Genomic DNA, 21,541 nt, shown 5'->3' on the forward strand with positions numbered 1-21,541 from the left:
CCTCGAACTGTCGCTGATAGACCTTGTCGCGGTTCTTTGCCACGATCACGTAGTTGCCTGCCGCAAGCACCATCGAGGGAAAGGCACCCACGCTCTCGCGCACGACGTCACCGGAGGCAGTGGTGATCGACCAGGCAGTGTCGGCGATCGCCTCACCACCTTGTTCGCGCACCAGCTTCATCGTCAGCAGCGCGGCCCGGTGCTGCAGCCTGGCCTGCGTGAGTTTGCCGGGTTCCACCCTTATGTCGGCACGAACCGACGCATTGACCGAGCCGTAGCTGGAGACGACATGATAGACATCCGCGTTCAGCCGCAGCACCTTGTCGGGTGGAACGTCACTGGCCACGAGGTCGCGATCGGAATCGTCCTCGGCATCGGTGTACACATCGAATTTCAGCTTCTTCGGATCGATCGCCGATCCATCGGCGGCAATCGCCTCGAGTTTGAGCCCGCCCGCTCCGAGCACGACGGTCTCCCGGGTCCTGACACCGGAAAACTCGATCCGCTTGACGAGCCCGGCCCGGCCGAACCCGACGTGCAGAATATAGGACCCGGCCGGCACTTCGAAATTCGCGATACTGCTTTGCGACGAGGCTATGAGCGTCGGTCTACCGTCGATCGCCGGGATCGCGGAAAACAGCCGCCAGACAAGGCCGTTCGGGATTGCCTCGCTGTCCTCCGTCAGCCGCGCCTCGAGGGTCAGCGTTGCGCGGGGGCTGATTGCGTCCTTGCTCGGCATGTTCTGTGGGGCATAGGCCGGCAATCCGGGAAGCGTGATCGCGGGTGCGCTCGGCCGCCCTAGCGACGATGGCAGGGCGATCGGCTCGAAGCGGCGCAGCGAGCCTTGCGGCGCAGCGCCGACATCGCGCGCGTCCGGGACCAATTCCGTCGCCGAGGGTGAGACGTAACTCCCGGGCTCGCGCGATTCGCCCCCGTCGAAGAGGCCGCGGACGCTTCGGTCGAGCAGCGAGGGTATCGGGATATCCTGCGCCGCGACTGGGGCGCTCGCCAGCAGCATGGCGCCAATCATCGCCCAAATACGTGCGTCAACGAACAATGCTGCGATCCCTCACCGTGCCACCCCTTCCCATGGTTCTTGATCGCAGATCATGGACGAATTCAAGGCGTCCGGTCTTCGATCCGGCGCAAACCGAACAATTAGCATGGAAACTGTTCGCTCTGGCTGCGGGAAGGCCGCAACCGGCCTCGCGTTTTCGCCGATCGCCGAAGAAACCGTGCGGAGCGCCAGGATGACGTCGTGAATCACTGTGGACCGTGCCGGACATCGACACCGATCCCCCATAGCGATTTTTTCGCAAGCGCCCTCACCGCCGGCAATCAATGGAAGGCCGAAGGAGAAAACGGCACAGACACCCCGCGTGCCCTGACGAGATCATCGCCAGCGGTACGACGGTCTGGCTCGGTGCCGCAGCGGCACTAGACGAAATCGATTACCTCGACCGCGATCTGGTTTGCGGCAATCAAATTGTGCCCGCTGTCATATGCTTCCAGCCTTATGTCGAACTCGGCCGGGCCGAAACCCGGAGCGTAAGGCTGCTGGCCCGGCGTATTCGGATCCGCGTCGATGAAGTCCTCGATGAACCCGAATGCGTAATTTTCCGAGTTCTGGGCGACATTGGCGTTTCCGCCGTCATCGCTGATTGTAGGGGCACCGTCCTGGTCGATCCAGACAAAGCCCGTATCGTTGATAATCGCGCCTCCATGATCGACCATTGTCAACTCACGAAACTCGGTGCCTGCTGTCGGATCGACATCGATCAGCAGCTTGAAGGTGAAGTCCGACAGATCGGTCGTCGCCCCGTCGAGGCCGGTGGCGATCGAATAATCGAAACTCCATGCAGCCCTGTTCGCGTTGTTTGATGACGAACCGTTGGTCGTGGACTGCACTCCGTCATTCACCTGGAAATGGACGGTTCCATCAGCATCCACCGATACCGGATCCTGGCTCGGACCCTGTCGATATTTGACGGCAAGCGCAAGTTCGATTCCGACGCTTTCGCTCTGCGTCACGACGAAATCATTGACCGAGTTGCCACTACCGACGAACAGCTCGCCACCGTCCTGTGCCGAAGCAGCGATCTGCGTGTCAACGCGCGTGGTCGCGCCCGTGGCGGTGCTATAATAGACATCATCGTCCAGCTGGGCTGTGCCGTTGTCGAAGAGAAGCGTCTCGACCTTCTTGAACTCGTAAATACCGCCGGTTGAATCTGTCACCGTGACCTTGTCGTTGCCGGTTCCCTTCCGCGCGAAATCGAAATCATCGAACGAACTATGGAAGACGGCAATGTCGACGCCCTTCTTGCCATCGTAGCTGAAATCGGGATCCACAATCTGGAACTCATCATCCGAATTGGTCCCCTTGATTTTCGAGAATTTTGCGCTCTTGGCCATCACATTTTCCCCAACGTTTTCACCGCACCAGCAAATATCCATCTGTTACGTCGCTTAGTAAACCCTGGATACACCATTCCCTTCTCGCCATGCGGAGAGCGCGCGCTACGGAACACGGCATGATATAAAGTGAAGGAGATCACGCATTCTCGGTGCCAGGCCACTGCTGGGTCAGCTTTTGCAAGTCCCTGCGCGCATGATCGCGGGCGGTAGGATCGGCAGCGCAGGCCGCGCTCCTCCGCTTTGCGATTATTTATACATTAGCAGGTGTGTAGGGTGCCGCGATAGCGCGCCTACGCCCCCCGCCGGCTCGAAATCCATTGCAACGCCGTTGATGCAGTAGCGCAGACCGGTCGGCGGCGGGCCGTCGGGAAAAACATGGCCGAGATGGCTGCGACAGCGGGCGCAATGGCATTCGGTCCGGACCATGCCGTGGCTGCGGTCTTCGGTCGTCTCCACGGCGCCTTCCACCGGGGTATCGAAACTCGGCCAGCCGGTACCACTTTCGAATTTCCGTCCGGCCACGAACAACGGCTGGCCGCACCCGACGCAGATGAACGTCCCTGCCCGCTTCTCGTTGAGCAGCGCGCAACTCCCCGGCCTTTCTGTGCCGTGGCCCCGCATCACCGCATATTGCTCGGGCGTCAGAATTTCGCGCCATTCGGCGTCGGTTCGTGTGACGGGATAGGTCTTGGAATCCATTCTCATATCTTTCGCCAATGTCCCCAGACGGGCGCTTCGCTCGACCGCTATACTGCCGTCGAAACGACTTCGATGCGACGCGATCGCGAATATGGGATAGCACCGGTCGAAGCGGCGTCAATGCGTGCGATGACGCTACATTTCAGAATCGAACGCGGATCAGCCCGGCGGGGATATCGGAAAAACAAGATCTTGCGAGCTACACCGCCGTACGCCGGCGGCGGTCATGTCGCGCCAGGCGCGCTCGAGGGAGCCGTCAAGATCGATTCCCCTGCAAGCGTCCTCAATCACGGCAACCTCGAACCCCGCCGCACGCCCATCGAGAGCGGTCCAACCGACACAGAAGTCCGTCGCAAGGCCGCCGATAAAGATGCGCTTGACGGCGCGCTCGGCGAGATAGCCGGCAAGGCCGGTCCTCGTGGCGTGATCGGCTTCGACAAAGGCGGAATAGCTATCGACCGCCGGATGGAAGCCTTTTCGTATGATCATCTGTGCGCCGGGAACATCGAGGTCCGGATGCAACGCAGCGCCACTTGTCCCCATGACGCAATGATCGGGCCATAGGACCTGCGACCCATATGCGAGCTCGATCGTCTGGAACGGCTGACCGCCATGGGTGGAGGCGAAAGACGCATGGCCGGGTGTGTGCCAGTCCTGGGTCAAAACCACGACATTGAAATGCCGGGCCACGCGATTGACCAGTGGCACCACCGCGTCTCCATCCGGCACCGCAAGTGCGCCGCCCGCGCAAAAATCGTTCTGAACGTCGATGACGATAAGCGCGTCGGCGGGGGCTATCTCGATCGTTGTCATCGGCAAAAGATGGCATCATTTGGCGGCGCCGCAAAGCGCCCGCCAACGAACAGCGCCAGGGTCCCCATTCGCCGGTCCCCATCGCCTTGACGCGAGTCTCTCTCAGCGCGGCGCGCCAATCCGCCGCAGACGACACGCACACCCGGCGCCCGTCTGTTCGATAGAAAAAGCTGCGCGGGATTGCTGCGGCACACCATGGCGCGGCACCGACGTGATCCGCTGTGACGGAAGATTTCCGGCGCGCAGGGCGCGTTTTGGCTCGGCCGCGCGAATCATCCGGCGTTCGCACCATTTTCTCAGGAAATCGCGAGGGGCAGACCGAGGCGACACGAAAAGCCCGATCTCGCCACATCTTGGCCGGAATTCTGCTCCTCACAGAGCTTTTGCGGGATCGCCGGCCCCGGACCTCTCGGGCGGCAGCCGTCACGACAAGGGCCGATGCCATGCTTGGCCGCGAGACTCCAAAATTGACCAACAGTTCCGCAATGCGGTCCGCCGAGCGAAAGACATCCATCATGCGCCTTCCCGCGACCGTCGCGATATTGTTCACGCTCTCGGCCTGCGTCAGCGGAGGCGATGAACTCGATGCGCTGAGATTGACGGCCCCAGAGGATGACGCGCATTGCCGCAGCCTTCTTATCCAACCCGGCGAACTGGTCTACGCGCAGTGCCGATTGGCACTTCGCAAGACCTATTTGATGGATTACGGGACACGAAAAGCCGCGATCGAACAGCAGTTCGGCCCCCTTTCGGAGACCCTCGATCAGGCACTGCGAGCCGACGCGTTTTGCAACTATGACGAAAGCGTCAAGGCGTCGATTGATTCGCTGGACGAGACCGCAGCGGCTTACCTCGCCTACGCCAATTGCTCGACGACCCAGCAGCGTCTTCAGGACGAGTTCGCCTTGGCTACCGGGGCTGATGGAGGCGCGTTCCTTCGTCAGGAACAACCCGCGGTCATCCAGCAGAACATCAACGCTATCCGCGAGGCGAAGGCTGTCATCAATGGCCCGATTGCGGCCGATTCCACTATATGAGCCCTCTGGACAAGCGTGCGAGAGCCAGTTCCCCGCCCCCTGTTCCGGCCTGAAGCACTGGGGCAATCGCGATTCTCGCGCTCCGTTGCAGGATTTAACGAAGGTTGAGGCTTATTGGCCATAGGGCCCGGTCGCGTCCCTCGACGCTTCGATGGCGCTGGAAGGCCGTGAATTGCGGGGATGCCGCGCGCAGGGGCGTCAGACGTGCAAGCCTCTGTTAACTTTAGGATCACGGCGGGTGAAATGTTGAAAGGCAGCTGTGTCTTTTCCGCACTTGCTCCTATCGCCTAAAAACAACAGGTTGCCGACGCACCGGCCGCATAAGCGTCGGGAACTTAAACTGCGGCAAAAACCGTCAGAGACTGATAGGTAGTTATCATGAAGAAAATCGTCATCGCATCGGTCGCGGTCTTCGCTCTCGCAACCTTCGCCGGTTGCATGGGCAAAGGCATCGGCAAGGGCAAGGGCAAGGCTCCGGTCGCAGCTCCGGTCGTCGTCGAAGAGCAGACCTACGTCACCAAGGGTTGATCCTTGTCTCTTGGGGGAAGCGTTGGATAGCGCTTTCCCCAAGCGCCTTCAGGGCTGAGAATGCGTCGCGCGTGGGACGGCGGCGATTGCATAACGGCTTCGCGGCCTGCCTGGGCGCGAGTTTCCATTCTCGAAAGACCGACCATGGCTTCATCTTTTTTTAAATTCGCCGTCATTGCTCTGCTTGGCCTAACCGCTGCGGGCTGTTCCTCGACGGGATCCAACACGATGACGTCCGGGGCGCCCCTGACGTCGGCATCCTCGCTGGTCACTCCCGCGGCTTTCGCGCCTGCGGTCGAGGATAGCGACGTTGCCCATCGAGCAAAGCCCTATTTCGTCGAATTCCGCGCCCGTTCGGCGTTGAGCTACGGCCATACCTTTGCGGTATTCGGCCGGCTCGATCAGAATGGCCGCGTACCAGTCGACGCCAACGGCGTCCTGATTCCGAGCATGACCGAGATCACGGGTCTGGCTCCTGCGACAACGAGCAGCGTTCCCTACACGATCGGCCATGTTCTGCCCGTCCCATCCGAGACCGGACCGAGTGACGGCGACAGCGAAAACGCCTATATGACGGCGAACTACCGGATTGACTTGACGGAGGCGGAGTACCGCGGTCTTGAAGCCAAGATCCGTTATCTCAAGGCGAACCGTCCGGTTTGGCATGCGGTGCTCTACAATTGCAGCGCCTACACCAATGAAATTGCCGAATATCTGGGCCTGGAGACCGTCAATCCACTGCTCTTCCCCAAGAACTACATCAACGCGCTGAAGCGAGCGAACACCTGATTCAAACATCGGCGGCCGAGCGTCCGCACGGTGAATCTGACGAAAAACCCGGCTTCAACGCCGGGTTTTTTTTGTGCCGGACTCGCACCGTCCGGGGGCCAAAGATCGGCGGCCGACGGTCGTGACCAGGAGCGGTTCCGACGAAGCTGATTCGCGAACGCTATCGTTCCGGAACTTTCAGACTCGCCACCAGATCCGCGAAACGCTCACCCTGCACCGTGACGTGGGCTCGCAACTCGCGTTCAGCCGCCTCGCCGTCACCAGCGCCGATGGCCGCAACAATCCGCTCATGCTCGGCAAGTGACTGCGGGGTCCGCTGGGCCACACGCAGCTGCAGCCGGCGATAAGCCTTCAAGCGCTGATGGAGACGCTTTGCCTCGGCAGTGAGAAACGCATTGCCGCATGCTTCGTAGATCAAGTGGTGAAAGCGTTCGTTCTCGTAATAATAGGCATCGGGATCGCGGGAGCGCGCCGCCGCGGCACAGGCCGCGTGGGCAAGGTTGAGGCTTTCCAGCGCTTTTCCGTCAGCCCGGCGCGCCGCGAGACGACCCGCCATTCCCTCCAGTTCGGCCATCACCTCGAACATCTCGACAAGCTCGGCGAGGCCGACCTGGCGCACAAAGGCGCCGCGATTCGGGATCTGTTCGATCAGCGCGGCCGAAGCAAGTTGATTGATCGCTTCGCGCACCGGGGTCCGCGACACACCAAAGCGAGACGCCAAGGCCGATTCATCCAGCCGATCACCGGCGCTCAGCGTCCCAGTGACGATTTCCTGTTCGAGAGCATCGCGGATTTCCCCGGCCTTCGGCCGCGCCTGCCGGCCGTCGGCCTGGAGCGACACCGCGGCAATCATGGGGGAATGGTCCGGCAAGTCCATTTAAATCGTATACAATACGGTTGACATGGCATGCAAGCGCGTGTGTTCTGGGGAAATGCGCTGGGAGGCGTGATTCCAATCAACGGGAGGATTCCATGAAATCGATACTGCTTTCGGCCGTCTGCGGCCTCGCCTTCACGGGCACAGCGCTTGCTCAGGACGTGACCCTTCGTGCCTCGCATCAGTGGCCGGGCGGCAAGGGCGACGTGCGCGACGAAATGGTGCAGATGATCGGCAAGGAGATCGCCGCGGCCGATGTCGGCCTTGCGATGCAGGTCTTTCCTGGCGAGTCGCTGTTCAAGGCAAAGGACCAGTGGGGCGCTGTGACGAAGGGCCAGGTCGACATCACCGCCTTCCCCCTCGACTACGCTTCGGGCCGCCATCCCGAATTCTCCGCGACCCTGATGCCGGGGCTCGTCGGCAGCCATGAGCGGGCGACGCGGCTCAACGATTCGCCTTTCATGGACGAGATCAAGAAGTCGATCGACGAAGCTGGGGCGATGGTGCTTTCCGACGCCTGGCTGGCCGGCGGCTTCGTCTCTTCCAAGAACTGCATCACCACGCCGGAGAGCGCCAAGGGTCAGACGCTGCGGGCGGCTGGACCTGCTTTCGAGGAAATGCTGGTCGGCGCCGGCGCGTCGATCGCCTCGATGCCGTCCTCCGAAATCTACACCGGCATTCAGCAGAACGTCCTCGACGGCGCCAACACCTCGTCCGGGTCGCTCGTGTCGTACCGAATCTACGAAGTCGTCAAGTGCCTGACCGCGCCGGGCGAAAACGCGCTCTGGTTCATGTACGAGCCGATCTTGATGTCGAAGCGCTCCTTCGAGCGCCTCAATGAAGATCAGCAGAAGGCACTGCTCGCGGCGGGCCAGAAGGCGGAAGACTATTTTGCGGGCGAAGCCAGGAAGCTCGATGACGAACTGATCGACGTCTACAAGAAGGCCGGCGTCGAGGTCACCGAGATGACGAAGGAAAACTACGACGCCTGGCTCAAGATCGCCAAGGAGACCTCGTACAAGAACTTCGCGGAGAAGGTTCCGAACGGCCAGAAGCTGATCGACGACGCGCTCGCGGTCCAGTAAGGCCGACGCCATCCTGGGCGGGTTCGGCGAACCCGAGCCCGCCCACTTACCTTCCATGGTTCCAGCGAGGGAGCGCGCATGCGACTCATCATCGCGATCGTCTCGGCGATTTCGCGCGGTCTCGGCGTCATTGCCGCACTCTGCCTGCTCTCCGCTGTCCTGTCGGTCAGCGAGATGGTCTTTGTGCGGTATGTGCTAGGCCATTCGACGATCTGGCAAACCGAATTCACGACTTACGCCATCGTCGCCGCGACCTTTCTGGGAGCCCCATGGGTTCTGATCCAACGCGGTCACGTCAATGTCGATATCCTGCAGCTGGCGGCCGGGCCGCGGCTTCGGATCGCGATGGAAGTCCTCGCGGCGCTCTTTTCGCTCCTGTTCGTGGGGCTGCTCGCCTACGCCGGCTGGGTTCACTACGAAGAGGCTTGGTCGAACAACTGGACGAGCGAGACGGTCTGGGCCGTTCCTCTCTGGATGCCGTTGTTGCCGATGCCGGTCGGCACGATCATGCTTGCCCTGCAGTATGTGGCTGAAATCATGCGGTTATTCGTAGAGCCGGACGCCGAAGACGGCGCTTCCCGCAACACGCTGTTTTCAGATACGGCTGAGGGAACCCGCCCATGAGCCCCATGATTGCCGGCCTCTCGATGCTCGTCGCCCTGCTCGGGTTGCTGGCGATCGGCACGCCGATCGCCTTCGCGCTGGGGCTGGTCTCAATGGGCGCGCTGTTCGCAGTCTATGGGGCCTTCTTCCTCGAGACCCTCGGCGAACAATTCTTCGGCGCGCTGTCGTCGTTCAGCCTCGTGTCGATTCCGATGTTCATCCTCATGGGGGCAGCCGTCGCCTCCTCGCCGGCCGGCAAGGATCTCTACGAGGCGCTCGACCGCTGGCTCAATCGCGTGCCGGGCGGACTCGTCTTGTCGAATTTGGGTGCCTGCTCGATCTTCGCCGCTTTGTCCGGCTCTTCGCCCGCGACCTGCGCCGCCATCGGCAAGATGGGCATTCCGGAGATGCGCCAACGCGGCTACCCCGCCGAGATCGCGGCCGGCTCGATTGCGGCCGGTGGCACTCTCGGCATTCTGATTCCGCCATCGGTGACGATGATCGTCTACGGTATCGCGACCGAAACCTCGATCGGACGGCTGTTCCTGGCCGGGCTGCTCCCGGGGTTCATGCTGACGGTCTATTTCATGATCTGGACGATCATCGCCTGCAAGCGCCAGGGGCTTGGCCTGTCCGAACTCACCCAGCGTTTTTCGATGCGCGAGCGTTTCGAGGCGTTGCCGCGGGTGCTGCCCTTCCTGGCGATTATCGTCGCGGTCCTGTTCGTGCTCTATGGTGGTGTCGCCACCCCGTCCGAAGCGGCCGGCGTCGGCGCGCTGTTCTGCCTGATCCTCGTCGTGGTGATCTACGGCATCTTCTCCAAGTCCTGGAAATTCTCGCAGATGCGGACGATCTTCCGCGACACGCTCAAGGAGAGCGTGATGATCATGCTGATCATCGGCGCGTCCGAGCTCTTCGCCTTTGCGCTTTCCTCGCTTTTCATCACCCAGTCCATCGCCCAGTACATCGCGGAACTCGAAATCAACCGCTGGGCGCTGATGGGGGTCATCAACGTCTTTCTGCTCGTCGCCGGTTTCTTTCTGCCGCCGGTCGGCGTCATTTTGATGACCGCGCCGATCCTGCTGCCGATCATCATGGGCGCGGGATTCGACCCTTACTGGTTCGCCGTGATCCTGACCATCAATATGGAGATCGGGCTAATCACCCCGCCGGTCGGCCTGAACCTCTACGTCATCAACGGCATCGCCCCGGACATCACGCTCGGCCAGATCCTGCGGGGCTCCCTGCCCTATGTCATTTGCATGATTCTCGGCATCGTTACGCTGTCATTCTTCCCTCAGATTGCCCTGTTCCTGCCGGACCTGATCATGGGGCCGGAATTGTGAGTCGGGTTTCCCTCCTCTCCGACCTGCTCGGCTCGATCGGAGCGCGGTCCTGGTTCCATGGCGAGGATGGCGGCAAGGCAATCAGCCTGCCGGAACTCGCGGCGCTTTGTCACAAGCTGGTCTCCTCCCGTGGCGAGGCGACGGGCGTTCGGCTTGCTGCCGACGTTCTCAAGGGCGTCCGCGGCCTCGACGACAAGGCAGCCAAGCGCTTCTTTCACATGCTCGCCGAGGAATTCACACCCGACGCGGAGGCATTGCGCGGCGCCGCGAGCGCCTATGCCGATAACCCGGGCCCCGATACGCTGGTGGAGCTTCAGCGGCTGGCCGAAGCGCCCCGGCAGGAATTGTTCCGCCGGCTGAATCTGGCGCCGGGCGGAACGGCCGAGCTAGTCAAGCTCCGCGAGCGGCTATTGCCCTTTCTGAGGAGCGACAGGGAGCGGCTCGGGGCCGTCGACGCCGATCTCCGCCATCTCTTCCAGTCCTGGTTCAACCGCGGCTTCCTGATGCTGAAGCCGATCGACTGGGACACGCCCGCCAGCGTCTTGGAGAAAATCATCCGCTACGAGGCCGTGCATGCCATCGGCAACTGGGATGAACTGCGCCAGCGTCTCGCCCCGGCCGACCGACGCTGCTTCGGCTTCTTTCACCCCTCGATTCCGGATGACCCGCTGATCTTCGTCGAAGTCGCCCTGACCGAGGACATTCCAGCCAGTATAGCCACGGTGCTCGATCCCGATCGGGCCGTCTTGTCACCGGACGCGGCGCAGACGGCCGTCTTCTATTCGATTTCCAATTGTCACAAGGGACTCGCGGGGGTTTCATTCGGCTCGTTCCTGATCAAGCAGGTGGCCGAGGACCTCAAGGAGACCGTCCCGAACCTGAAGACCTTCGTCACTCTGTCACCGGCGCCGGGCTTCGCATCCTGGCTTTCCGGGCTCTCGGCCGACGCCGTTGGAAGCCTGGAAGCCAACGAGAAGCGAGCGCTGGCGGTCATCGGCGAAGCCGGCTGGTCGGCGGACCCGGCCAAGGCCGAGGCGGCGCGGCCCGGCCTCCTCTCGCTCGGCGCGCGTTATTACCTGCGCGCCAAGCGCGGCGATGGCCGACCGGTCGACCCGGTCGCGCGGTTCCATCTCGGCAACGGCGCCGTTCTCAACCGCATCATGCATCTCGGCGACACCTCATCGAGCGGCCTCGCACAGGCGCATGGGCTGATGGTGAACTATCTCTATGATCTGCCGCGCATCGAGCAGCGTCACGAAGCCTACGCGGCGGATGGCGAGATCGCGGCCAGCCGGGCCGTCACAGCGCTCTTGCCGGGGCGGGTCGGCAGCCATTCGATGAAGGACGTAGCATGACCAATCCGCTCTTCGACGGTCTCCTCGCAGTTGGACGGCGTGATCCCGCGCGCCGTTTCGCTATCCTCCCCGACGGGCGGAGCTACAGCTACCAGGACGTCGAGGCGGTATCGGCGCGATTCGCCAACGCTCTCGTCGACCTGGGTGTCCAACCGGGCGACCGTGTGGCGGTTCAGGTCGAGAAATCGATCGAGGCGCTGATGCTCTATCTCGGGACCGTACGCGCGGGCGGCGTCTTTCTGCCGCTCAACACCGCGTACACGCCGGCCGAGATCGAATACTTCCTCACCGACGCCGGGCCACGCGTTTTCGTCTGCGATCCGGCCAAACGTAACGTCCTCGCCCCCGTCGCGGAACAGGCGCGCGCGGCGATCGAGACCCTCGGCGTCTGGTCCTCGCCCGACATCAGCGCCGGAAGCTTGAGCGACAAGGCGCTTGCGGCTCCGCCGGAGTTTTCAACGGTCGCTCGCGAGTCCGGCGACCTGGCGGCGATCCTCTACACATCCGGGACCACGGGGCGCTCCAAGGGCGCCATGTTGACCCAGGACAATCTCCTCTCCAACGCCGAAGTGCTGCGGGAATACTGGCGGTTCACCGACAAGGACGTGCTTCTCCACGCGCTGCCGATCTTCCACACCCACGGGCTGTTCGTCGCATCAAACACCGCGATGATCGCCGGCGGCGCAATGATCTTCCTGCCGAAATTCGACGTCGATGAGGTGTTCCGCTTCCTGCCGGATGCGACCGCGATGATGGGGGTTCCGACCTTCTACACGCGGCTTCTCGCCGACAAGCGTCTGACACGCGAGGCCACGGCCCACATGCGGCTGTTCACCTCCGGCTCGGCCCCGCTGCTTGCCGAGACCCACAAGGCCTTCGAGGAGCGCACCGGCATGCGCATTCTCGAGCGCTACGGCATGACCGAAACCAACATGTCGACATCGAACCCGTATGAGGGCGAACGGCGGGCTGGCACCGTCGGCTTCCCGCTGCCCGGCGTCGCCTTGAGAATCGTCGATGCCGACACCGGCGAGCCACTCCCACAGGGCGAGATCGGCGTGATCGAGGTCAAGGGTCCGAATGTCTTTGCTGGCTATTGGCAGATGCCGGAAAAAACCGCCGCGGAATTTCGCGACGACGGGTTCTTCATCACCGGCGACCTCGGCCTGATCGATGCCGACGGCTACGTGACCATCGTCGGACGCGGCAAGGATCTGGTGATCTCAGGCGGATTCAACATCTATCCCAAGGAGGTCGAGCTTGCGCTGGACGAACTGCCGGGCGTCGTCGAAAGCGCGGTGATCGGTGTGCCGCATCCCGACTTCGGCGAAGGCGTCATCGGTGTCGTGGTCGGCGCGCCGGATCTGAAGGAAGAGGAACTGACGGGGGCGCTGAAAGAGCGGCTCGCCCGCTTCAAACAGCCGAAGCGGATCGTGTTCGTCGACGAATTACCCCGCAATACCATGGGCAAGGTCCAGAAGAACGTTCTGCGCGATCGCTTCGCCACCTTGTTGTCTGACGCCTGAACCGGACGAGACGTCGTCATGCGGTAGACGAGTGGACCGCAAGCTCTTAGGACGGTGGTCAGACAGTTGATCGGCGATTGCGGCCATCCGCGCCTGCGCATCAGACACAAGGAAGAGCGTCCATGTCCACCGCCCCTGCCGCGACCTCCTCGCACGCTCCCACCATGGCCGCATTTGACTGGGCCGATCCGTTTCGGATTGAGGATCAGCTGAGCGAGGACGAACGCCTGATCCGTGACACGGCGGGTGCCTTCGCGGAGGAAAAGCTCCGGCCCCGCATCGTCGAGGCCTACCAGAACGAGACCACCGACCGGACGATCTTCAACGAGATGGGCGAACTCGGCCTGCTCGGTCTGACCGTTCCGGAGGAATACGGCTGTGCCGGCGCCTCCTATGTCTCCTACGGACTAGTCGCGCGGGCTGTCGAGGCGGTCGATTCCGGCTACCGCTCGATGATGAGCGTCCAGTCCTCGCTGGTGATGTATCCGATCTTCGCCTATGGCGACGAGAGGCAGCGCAGAAAGTACCTGCCGAAGCTCGCGAGCGGTGAGTATGTCGGCTGCTTCGGCCTCACCGAGCCGGATGCCGGCTCCGATCCGGGCGGGATGAAAACCAAGGCCGAGAAGATCTCCGACGGCTACCGGCTGTCCGGCGCCAAGATGTGGATCTCCAATTCGCCGATCGCGGACGTCTTCGTCGTCTGGGCGAAATCGGCCGCTCATGACGGCCAGATCAAGGGCTTCATCCTGGAAAAGGGCATGACGGGCCTGTCGGCGCCGAAGATCGAGGGCAAGCTGTCCTTGCGGGCTTCGGTCACCGGCGAGATCGTCATGGACGGGGTCGTCGTCCCCGAGGAAAACCTCCTGCCGAATGTCTCCGGCCTCAAGGGTCCTTTCGGTTGCCTCAATCGCGCGCGTTACGGCATATCCTGGGGCGCGATGGGTGCGGCCGAGGACTGCTGGAAGCGGGCCCTCGCCTACACGATGGAACGAATCCAGTTCGGCCGGCCTCTGGCCGCGACCCAGCTCGTCCAGAAGAAGCTCGCGGACATGCAGACCGAGATTGCGCTCGGTCTGCAGGCCTCGCTTCGCGTCGGCCGGCTGTTCGATGAAGGCAAGATGGCGCCGGAGATGATCTCGCTGGTCAAGCGCAACAATTGCGGCAAGGCGCTCGACATCGCCCGCGTCGCCCGCGACATGCACGGCGGCAATGGCATCATGGGCGAGTATCACGTTATGCGCCACGCCCAGAATCTCGAGACGGTCAACACCTACGAGGGCACGCACGACGTTCATGCGCTGATTCTTGGCAAAGCCCAGACCGGCATCCAGGCGTTCTTCTGATCCTCTACCCTACGTTAGTATGATGGCGCGGAATCACGCGCCTATCCGTTCGACAGGCATGCGCCGTGCTTGCTAAGGTCGCGCGGCGCAATCTCGGGAGCGTGCCGGCGAAGCGAAGCCACGGTGGAAAGTTGAGCAGCGCCTGTTACGGCGGCACTTGCCGCATATGTCCAGCCTCGGTACCGCATCGTTCCCGCGTGACCAAATCGATGATGCCGAATGGTCGGCGTCGTCGCTCGTTTTGAACGGACGCCGTTTGCGTCCGCAGTGGAGGACTATCAATGAAAAATCTGCTTCTTGGCACAATTTCCGCCGCCGCTCTCATCGCCAGCGCATCGAGCGCTTCGGCCCAAGCCGGCTGCGACGACGGCGAAATGGTCATCAAATTCGCCCATGTCGTCGCGGCGACGGGCCACCCCAAGGGCGATGCGGCGACGCTGCTCGCCGAGCGCGTCAACCAGGAGATGGACGGCAAGGCTTGCATGGAGGTCTTCCCCAACTCCACGCTGTTCGACGACGACAAGGTGCTCGAGGCGCTGCTGCTCGGGGACGTCCAGCTCGCCGCTCCGTCGCTGTCGAAGTTCGAGGCGTACACGCTGAAATATCGCCTGTACGATCTGCCGTTCCTGTTCTCCAGTCTGGAAAGCGTCGAATCCTTCAACGATGGCGAGACCGGCAAGGGTCTTCTGACCGTCATGGAGGACAAGGGCTATACGGGCCTCGGCTACTGGCTCTCCGGCCTGAAGCAGTTTTCGGCGAACAAGCCGCTGCTGGTGCCGAGCGACGCCTCCGGCCTGAAGTTCCGCATCCAGACCTCGGATGTCGCCGAGGCGATGATCGAGGCGATGGGCGGTTCGGCTCAAAAGCTCGCCTTCAAGGAGGTTTATGGCGCGCTGCAGACCGGCGTCGTCGACGGCCAGGAAAACACCTGGTCGAACATCTATACCCAGAAGTTCTTCGAGGTGCAGGACGGCATCACCGAGACCAACCACCAGGTGCTCGCTTATCTCCTGGTCACTTCGACCGAATGGCTGAACGGCCTCGAGCCCGAGTTCCGCGACCAGTTCATGAAGATCGTCGACGAAGTGACGGCGACCGCCAACGCCAATGTCGCCGACACCGAAGCAAAGAACCGGCAGAACATCATCGACGCCGGCGGCGAAGTGCGCGAACTGAGCGCTGAGCAGCGCGATGAGTGGGTCTCCACGATGAAGCCGGTCTGGGACAAGTTCACCGACGACATCGGCCAGGACGTCGTCGACGCCGCTGTGGCGACCAACCCCACGAACTAAGCATTTAGCAGCCGGGCGCGCCCGCCAGCGCGCCCGGCTATTCCTTATCTCGAACGACGTGGTGTACGGGCTGCCCCTAACGGGCGCCGTCTGTGCGGGGGGATTATGCGATGGCCGGTCTGTGGCCCTACCTGGCAGTATTGGTCCTGATCGTCGGACTGTATCTCGTCGAACGACGGCATGCCGAAGCGGTCACCCGGCTTGAGGAGAATGTCCTCGCCATCCTTTTGGCGATCATCACGCTCGTGTCGTTCTCTCAGGTGATTGCACGCTACGGCTTCAACAGTGGCTGGTCCGGAGCGCTCGAACTCACCCGCATCCTTTTTGCCTGGATGATCCTGTTCGGCATGGGCTATGGCGTAAAGCAGGGACTGCACCTCGGTGTCGACGCTGCCATCCGGCTTTTCCCCAGGCCGGCCTTTCGTATCGTCGCACTGTTCGGCGCGCTGTGCACCGCTCTTTACGCAATCATTCTGCTGTCGGCCGACTGGCTGTCGATCTTCGGGGCGAACTCTTCCGGCGGCGCCATCTTCTATTGGACCAAATTCTTCAATCTCGGGCTCGGGCTCGACGATGTGCGTTATCCTGAATGGGTGCAGGAAACATTCGGCGTTCAGGAACGCGTTCAGCGCTGGATCGCCTATCTGATGCTGCCGATCGGGCTCGCGCTCCTGGCCTATCGCTCGCTGCAGGCGATAGTCCAGATCTGGACCGGCCAACGCGAGCTCATCATCGCCGGCCACGAGGCGGAAGACCTCGTCGCGCAAAACAAAGATCTCCTGAAAGACTGACCGCGATGGAAACGCTGATCCTCTTCCTACTGGTACTGGGGCTGCTGTTCCTCGGCGCGCCGGTGGCCATTTCGCTCGGCCTCTCCTCGGTCATCACGATCGCCTTCTTCTCCAGCGACTCCATGTCGTCGGTGGCGCTGCAGCTGTTCACCGCCTCGCAGAACTACACGCTGCTGGCGATTCCCTTCTTCGTGCTCGCCTCGGCTTTCATGTCGACCGGCGGCGTCGCCAAGCGGCTCATCAACTTCGCCATCGCCACGGTCGGCCATTTCCGCGGCGGCCTTGCGATGGCCTCCGTCCTGGCCTGCATGCTCTTCGCCGCTCTCTCCGGCTCGTCTCCAGCGACCGTCGTCGCGATCGGCACCATTGCCATCGCCGGCATGCGCAAGGTCGGCTACAGCAAGGAGTTCGCGGCCGGCATCATCGCCAATGCCGGAACCCTCGGCATCCTGATCCCGCCGTCGATCGTCATGGTGGTCTATTCGGCCGCCACCGACGTGTCGGTCGGGCGCATGTTCCTCGCCGGCGTCGTTCCAGGAATCGTCGCCGGGCTAATGTTGATGATCGCGATCTACATCATGGCGCGGATCAAGAACCTACCGGCCGAGCCTTGGCACGGCTTCCATGAGATCGCGCGGCACGGCAAGGACGCCGGCTGGGGCCTCTTTCTGATCATCATCATTCTCGGCGGCATCTACGGCGGCGTATTCACGCCGACAGAAGCGGCGGCAGTGGCGGCGGTCTACGCGTTCTTCGTCGCCTTGTTCATCTATCGCGACATGGGACCTTTGAAGGACGAACCCTGGTTGCGCGAGACCGACTCGCGTCGGGGCAGGGTCGGCTTCTCGGCCCTCGTCTATGCCGTCGCCTTCTTCGCCGTCTGGATGATCCTGTCCTTTTTCGCGACATCAGGTCCCGGCGGCGCGAGTTTCGGCTTTGGCGAGCGGGCGACCGTCGGTCTTGTGCTGTCCCTGACGATCCTCGTCGCCTACACGCTCTGGCGCGGCGAAAACGCGGGACTGGCGGGCGTGCCGAAGCACCTGGCCGCCAGCCTGCCGATCTGGGGCCGCAACCTGGGATTGACGGGGCGCTCCTTCTTCAAGGCGTTCTTCAATGAAGACACGCGCAAAGTGACGGTCGACGCGGCACGCACGACGATCATGCTGATGTTCATCATCGTCAACGCGTTGCTCTTCGCCCATGTGCTGACGGCCGAACGCATTCCCCAGGCGATCACCGGCCTGATGCTCGATGCCGGCTTCAACTGGTTCACCTTCCTGATCGCGGTCAATATCCTGCTGCTCCTCGGCGGCCAGTTCATGGAACCGTCCGGGCTGCTTTTGATCGTCGCGCCAGTGGTGTTCCCGATCGCGATGGAGCTCGGCGTCGATCCGGTCCATCTCGGCATCGTCATGGTGGTCAATATGGAGATCGGCATGATCACGCCGCCGATTGGGCTCAATTTGTTCGTCACCTCCGGCATCACCGGCATGAGTCTGGTTCAGGTGGTCAAGGCGGCGCTGCCCTTTGTCGCGGTGCTCTTCCTGTTCCTGATCCTGGTGACCTATGTGCCGGTTTTGTCGACGTGGCTGCCCTACAGTCTTATGGGACCGGAGCTCGTCACCCGGTAAGTAGGGACCTGCCGCGGCGGGGCTGACCGTGCCGGTCCGGTCGATTGGGCGAAGTCGCCGGCGCTCTACACCGAAAGATGCGCGTCGCGGATTTCGGGGTGATGTTCCAGTTCGGCAAACGATCCGTCGAATTTCTTCTCGCCTCGTTCGATAATCAGCGCGCGGTCGGCGACGATCCGGGCGAAATGCAGGTTCTGTTCCGACAGAAGCACCGTCAGGCCTTTAGCCTTGAAGCGCAGGATGGTCTCGGCCATGTGTTCCATGATCAGCGGCGCGAGGCCCTCGGATGGCTCGTCGAGCAGCAGCAGGCGCGGATTTCCCATCAATGTGCGCGCGATGCTGAGCATTTGCCGCTCGCCGCCGGACAGCGTCTTGCCCCGGTTGTGGCGACGCTCGCCGAGGTTGGGAAAGAGCTCGAACAGCATCTCGACAGTCCATGCCGGGGCCGCATAGCGAGCCGATTGCCGGCCGACTTCGAGGTTTTCCAGGATCGTCAGATCGGTGAAGATCCGCCGCTCCTCAGGTACATAGCCGATCCCGTGGCGGGCGACCCTGTACGCCGGCCACCCAGTGATGTCTTCTCCCTCCAGCCGCACCCGGCCGGAGCGGGCACGCACAAGCTGCATGACGGATTTCATCGTCGTCGTCTTGCCGGCCCCGTTACGGCCGAGCAGTGCCACGACCTCGCCGGCGTTCACCGAAAGACTGAGATCATGCAGAATATGCGCCCTGCCGTAGAAGCTGTTGATCGCCGCGATCTCAAGCATCGCGACCATCACGCGAAAACAGTGTCCCACCCCCCAGATAGACCTGCTGAACCCGCTCGTCGGCGCGGATTTCGGCTGCGGTGCCCGCGGCGATCAGCTCGCCGCGATTGAGCACCATGATGTGGTGGGCATGGGTGAAGACGACATCCATGTCGTGCTCGGTGAAGAGCACGCTGATGCCTCGGTCCCGCACGATATCGGCGGTCAACTGCATCAGAGCGGCCCGCTCCCGCGGCGCCATTCCAGCAGTCGGCTCGTCCATCAACAGGAGGCCCGGCCGGTGACTGAGCGCGATGGCCAGTTCCAGGCGCTTCAGGTCGCCATAGGCCAGGATCGAGCAGGCACGGTCAGCCTGGTCGGCCATTCCGACAAGCTCCAGCAGCGCGAGCGCTTCGTCGCGGTAGAGGCGGTAGGCATAGGGAATCACCGCAAACAGCCGCCGATGATGGCTGATCAGCGCCATCTGCACGTTTTCCGCGACCGTCATGCTCTGATAAGTGCCGGTGATCTGGAAGGTTCGCCCGACCCCCATGCGCCAGATCCGTCGGGGCGGCAGGCCGGTGACCGGCTTGCCGCGCAGAAACACCTCGCCGCTGCTCGGCTTCAACTGACCCATCAGCATATTGAAGCAGGTGGATTTCCCGGCGCCGTTGGGGCCGATCAGCGCCTTCAGCTCACCCGGCATCAGGTCGAAGCTGACGTCCTTGACCGCATCGACGCCGTCGAAGGATTTCGAGAGATGCTCGACCTTCAGAACCGGGCTCACGAAACGCCCTGCCTGTCACGGGTCAGGCTGAGGCGCTCGCCCAGCTTGCGGAGCGTTCCGACGATGCCGTCGGGCGCTACGATCACCACGGCGATGATCAGCAGGCCGAGGATCAACCGCCAGTATTCGAGCCGGGTCAGCCAGTCCTTCACCGCTTCCAGCGAGGCCGCACCGACGACGCCGCCCGAAAGCGTTTTGACGCCGCCGAGGAAAACGAAGATCAAGGCGTCGAAGCTCTTGGCGATTTCCAATTCGTTGGGAAAGATCGACCCCTTGGAGAAGACGAACAGGCCGCCCGCAAGGCCCGCCAGGGCGCCGGCAACCGCGAAGGCGGCCCACTGCACCGCCTTGACGTTAATGCCGGTTGCCGCTGCCTGACGCGCGCTGTCGCGCGAGGCCCGCAACGCGTAGCCAAAGGGCGAATGGGTGATATGGCGCAGGAAGATGATTCCGCCGACGCCGAACAGAAGCGTAAAATAGTAATAGGCCGTGGTCTCGGAGAGCCACGCTGCCGGCCAGATGTTGACCAGCCCGTCGTCGCCACCGGTGACCTCGCCCCACTTAAAGACCAGCGACCAGACCAACTGGCTGAAGGCCAGCGTCAGCATGGCGAAATAGACCCCGCTGAGGCGGATGCAGAACCAGCCGATGACGATGGCCAACAGCCCGGCGCCTAGCGGCGCCATCCCAAAGGCAATTTCCATCGGCGCATCGGCGTAGACGACCACGAGCGCCGCCGCATAGGCACCGCCGCCGAAGAACACCGCGTGACCGAAGCTGACCAGCCCGCCCCAGCTGAGCATGAATTGCAGCGAAGCGGCGAACAGGCAGACGACAAGGATATCGGTTACCAGAACCTGGCTGAAGTTTGATCCAAATACAGGCAGGATCAGGAGCGCCGCGAGAAGCGCTGCGACGAACAGCCGGCCCCGCAATCCGGCGGGGCGCATCGGCTGTTCCGGCTCGCCCGCTTGCCCTTGCTCGCCAGCCACCTCCTCGCGTCCCAGGAGACCGTAGGGGCGCACGATCAGTACGACGGCCATCACGACGAACATCAGCACCAGCGTGCTTTGCGGCAGGTACAACACGCCGAAAACATTCAGAACCGAAATGAGCACTGCGGCCAAAAACGCGCCGGGCAGCGATCCCATACCGCCGATCACCACCACCACGAAGATGGCGGCAAGGATATTGAAATCCATCAAGCGGTCGGCGCCGCCCTTGGGCAGTTGGATCGCTCCACCCAACCCGGCCAGCGCCGAGCCGAGAAAGAAGACGCCGGTGAACAGCCAGGCCTGGTTGACGCCGAGCGCGCCGACCATCTCGCGATCCTGCGTCGCGGCCCGCATGAGGATACCGACGCGTGTCCGGTTGATCAGCCACCACAAGCCGAACAGCACGAAGGGGGTAATCGCGATCAGCGCTAAATCATATTGTGGCACCGGCTCGCCCATGATGCGCACGACCGATTTCAACCCGGGCGCACGCGGCCCAAGGCGGTCTTCCGCCCCCCAGACGATCAGGGCCAGATCCTGAATGACGAGGATCACCCCGAAGGTAGCGACCAGTTGGAACAGTTCCGGCGCCCGGTAGATCGGGCGAAGCACCAGGATTTCGACGACCACGCCGACGAGACCGACGGCTATTCCCGCCAGGACGATCGACGCCCAGAAGCCGACATGCCCCGGCAGGATATCCATCAGCGAAAGGCCGATATACGCGCCCAGCATGTAGAACGAGCCGTGGGCGAAATTGACGATACGCGTCACGCCGAAGATGAGCGACAGCCCGGAGGCGACCAGGAACAGCGCCGCCGCGTTCGCAAGCCCGGTTAGGAGCTGTGCCACAAAAAGTTCCATGGCGTCCGTTCTGTCGCGA

20 protein-coding genes are annotated in these 21,541 nt (G+C 62.5%); 12 read left to right on the forward strand and 8 right to left on the reverse strand.

What is annotated here, in order from left to right:
* From MJ956_RS10165 to pncA, 4 genes are all read right to left on the reverse strand, one after another.
* On the reverse strand, positions 1–1,057 hold a 1,057-nt coding region (locus tag MJ956_RS10165; RefSeq protein WP_253964355.1), incomplete at its 3' end, for a hypothetical protein.
* Between the two features lie 380 nt (positions 1,058–1,437).
* Positions 1,438–2,412 carry a hypothetical protein gene (locus MJ956_RS10170; RefSeq protein WP_253964356.1) on the reverse strand — a complete coding sequence of 325 codons (975 nt, stop codon included), beginning with the start codon at positions 2,410–2,412 and terminating at the stop codon, positions 1,438–1,440.
* A 249-nt stretch (positions 2,413–2,661) separates the two neighbouring features.
* Positions 2,662–3,114 carry a peptide-methionine (R)-S-oxide reductase MsrB gene (gene msrB, locus MJ956_RS10175; protein ID WP_253964357.1) on the reverse strand — a complete coding sequence of 151 codons (453 nt, stop codon included), beginning with the start codon at positions 3,112–3,114 and terminating at the stop codon, positions 2,662–2,664.
* A 159-nt stretch (positions 3,115–3,273) separates the two neighbouring features.
* Positions 3,274–3,927 carry a bifunctional nicotinamidase/pyrazinamidase gene (gene pncA / locus MJ956_RS10180; protein WP_253964358.1) on the reverse strand — a complete coding sequence of 218 codons (654 nt, stop codon included), beginning with the start codon at positions 3,925–3,927 and terminating at the stop codon, positions 3,274–3,276.
* A gap of 443 nt (positions 3,928–4,370) precedes the next feature.
* Between pncA and MJ956_RS10185 the strand changes: the two genes are divergently transcribed.
* The 3 genes from MJ956_RS10185 (at position 4,371) to MJ956_RS10195 (ending at position 6,281) form a co-directional block, all read left to right on the forward strand.
* On the forward strand, positions 4,371–4,964 hold the full coding sequence (locus MJ956_RS10185) for a hypothetical protein (RefSeq protein WP_253964359.1): 594 nt from the start codon (positions 4,371–4,373) through the stop codon (positions 4,962–4,964).
* Between the two features lie 378 nt (positions 4,965–5,342).
* Positions 5,343–5,492 carry an ABC transporter gene (locus MJ956_RS10190; RefSeq protein WP_253964360.1) on the forward strand — a complete coding sequence of 50 codons (150 nt, stop codon included), beginning with the start codon at positions 5,343–5,345 and terminating at the stop codon, positions 5,490–5,492.
* Positions 5,493–5,636: 144 nt separating this feature from the next.
* Entirely contained in the window at positions 5,637–6,281 is a 645-nt protein-coding gene (locus MJ956_RS10195) for a hypothetical protein (RefSeq protein ID WP_253964361.1), read from the forward strand.
* 160 nt (positions 6,282–6,441) lie between these two features.
* Here MJ956_RS10195 and MJ956_RS10200 read toward each other — a convergent pair whose 3' ends face one another.
* On the reverse strand, positions 6,442–7,134 hold the full coding sequence (locus tag MJ956_RS10200; protein ID WP_253964362.1) for a GntR family transcriptional regulator: 693 nt from the start codon (positions 7,132–7,134) through the stop codon (positions 6,442–6,444).
* A gap of 119 nt (positions 7,135–7,253) precedes the next feature.
* Here MJ956_RS10200 and MJ956_RS10205 point away from each other — a divergent pair, with 119 nt between their 5' ends.
* From MJ956_RS10205 to MJ956_RS10245, 9 genes are all read left to right on the forward strand, one after another.
* Positions 7,254–8,243 (forward strand): TRAP transporter substrate-binding protein, encoded by a 990-nt coding sequence (locus MJ956_RS10205; protein WP_253964363.1) that lies wholly within the window; start codon positions 7,254–7,256, stop codon positions 8,241–8,243.
* A 78-nt stretch (positions 8,244–8,321) separates the two neighbouring features.
* The gene (locus MJ956_RS10210; RefSeq protein WP_253964364.1) at positions 8,322–8,867 is read left to right on the forward strand and encodes a TRAP transporter small permease subunit; all 546 of its coding nucleotides are present in this window, start codon (positions 8,322–8,324) and stop codon (positions 8,865–8,867) included.
* Positions 8,864–10,192 carry a TRAP transporter large permease gene (locus tag MJ956_RS10215; RefSeq protein WP_253964365.1) on the forward strand — a complete coding sequence of 443 codons (1,329 nt, stop codon included), beginning with the start codon at positions 8,864–8,866 and terminating at the stop codon, positions 10,190–10,192. Before MJ956_RS10210 ends, MJ956_RS10215 begins: the two co-directional genes overlap by 4 nt.
* On the forward strand, positions 10,189–11,547 hold the full coding sequence (locus MJ956_RS10220; protein ID WP_253964366.1) for a malonyl-CoA decarboxylase domain-containing protein: 1,359 nt from the start codon (positions 10,189–10,191) through the stop codon (positions 11,545–11,547). Before MJ956_RS10215 ends, MJ956_RS10220 begins: the two co-directional genes overlap by 4 nt.
* Positions 11,544–13,073 (forward strand): malonate--CoA ligase, encoded by a 1,530-nt coding sequence (locus MJ956_RS10225; RefSeq protein WP_253964367.1) that lies wholly within the window; start codon positions 11,544–11,546, stop codon positions 13,071–13,073. Before MJ956_RS10220 ends, MJ956_RS10225 begins: the two co-directional genes overlap by 4 nt.
* Before the next feature lie 122 nt (positions 13,074–13,195).
* Positions 13,196–14,416 (forward strand): acyl-CoA dehydrogenase, encoded by a 1,221-nt coding sequence (locus tag MJ956_RS10230; protein ID WP_253964368.1) that lies wholly within the window; start codon positions 13,196–13,198, stop codon positions 14,414–14,416.
* A 281-nt stretch (positions 14,417–14,697) separates the two neighbouring features.
* Positions 14,698–15,708, forward strand: a complete 1,011-nt coding sequence (locus tag MJ956_RS10235; RefSeq protein ID WP_253964369.1) for a DctP family TRAP transporter solute-binding subunit — start codon at positions 14,698–14,700, stop codon at positions 15,706–15,708.
* A gap of 110 nt (positions 15,709–15,818) precedes the next feature.
* Positions 15,819–16,499, forward strand: coding sequence for a TRAP transporter small permease (locus MJ956_RS10240; protein WP_253964370.1), 681 nt, complete (start codon positions 15,819–15,821; stop codon positions 16,497–16,499).
* 5 nt (positions 16,500–16,504) lie between these two features.
* Entirely contained in the window at positions 16,505–18,130 is a 1,626-nt protein-coding gene (locus MJ956_RS10245) for a TRAP transporter large permease (RefSeq protein WP_253964371.1), read from the forward strand.
* A gap of 65 nt (positions 18,131–18,195) precedes the next feature.
* Here MJ956_RS10245 and MJ956_RS10250 read toward each other — a convergent pair whose 3' ends face one another.
* From MJ956_RS10250 to MJ956_RS10260, 3 genes are read right to left on the reverse strand one after another with little or no spacing between them, the layout of a single operon-like run.
* The gene (locus tag MJ956_RS10250; protein ID WP_253964372.1) at positions 18,196–18,897 is read right to left on the reverse strand and encodes an ABC transporter ATP-binding protein; all 702 of its coding nucleotides are present in this window, start codon (positions 18,895–18,897) and stop codon (positions 18,196–18,198) included.
* Positions 18,890–19,663, reverse strand: coding sequence for an ABC transporter ATP-binding protein (locus tag MJ956_RS10255; protein ID WP_253964373.1), 774 nt, complete (start codon positions 19,661–19,663; stop codon positions 18,890–18,892). Before MJ956_RS10255 ends, MJ956_RS10250 begins: the two co-directional genes overlap by 8 nt.
* Complete coding sequence (locus MJ956_RS10260; RefSeq protein ID WP_253964374.1) at positions 19,660–21,510, reverse strand: ABC transporter permease; 1,851 nt, start codon at positions 21,508–21,510, stop codon at positions 19,660–19,662. The genes MJ956_RS10255 and MJ956_RS10260 overlap by 4 nt, the downstream gene beginning before the upstream one ends.
* Between the last annotated feature and the right edge of the window lie 31 nt (positions 21,511–21,541).

The sequence above is a fragment of the Aurantimonas marianensis genome, from assembly GCF_024195285.1.
GTDB lineage: Bacteria > Pseudomonadota > Alphaproteobacteria > Rhizobiales > Rhizobiaceae > Aurantimonas > Aurantimonas marianensis.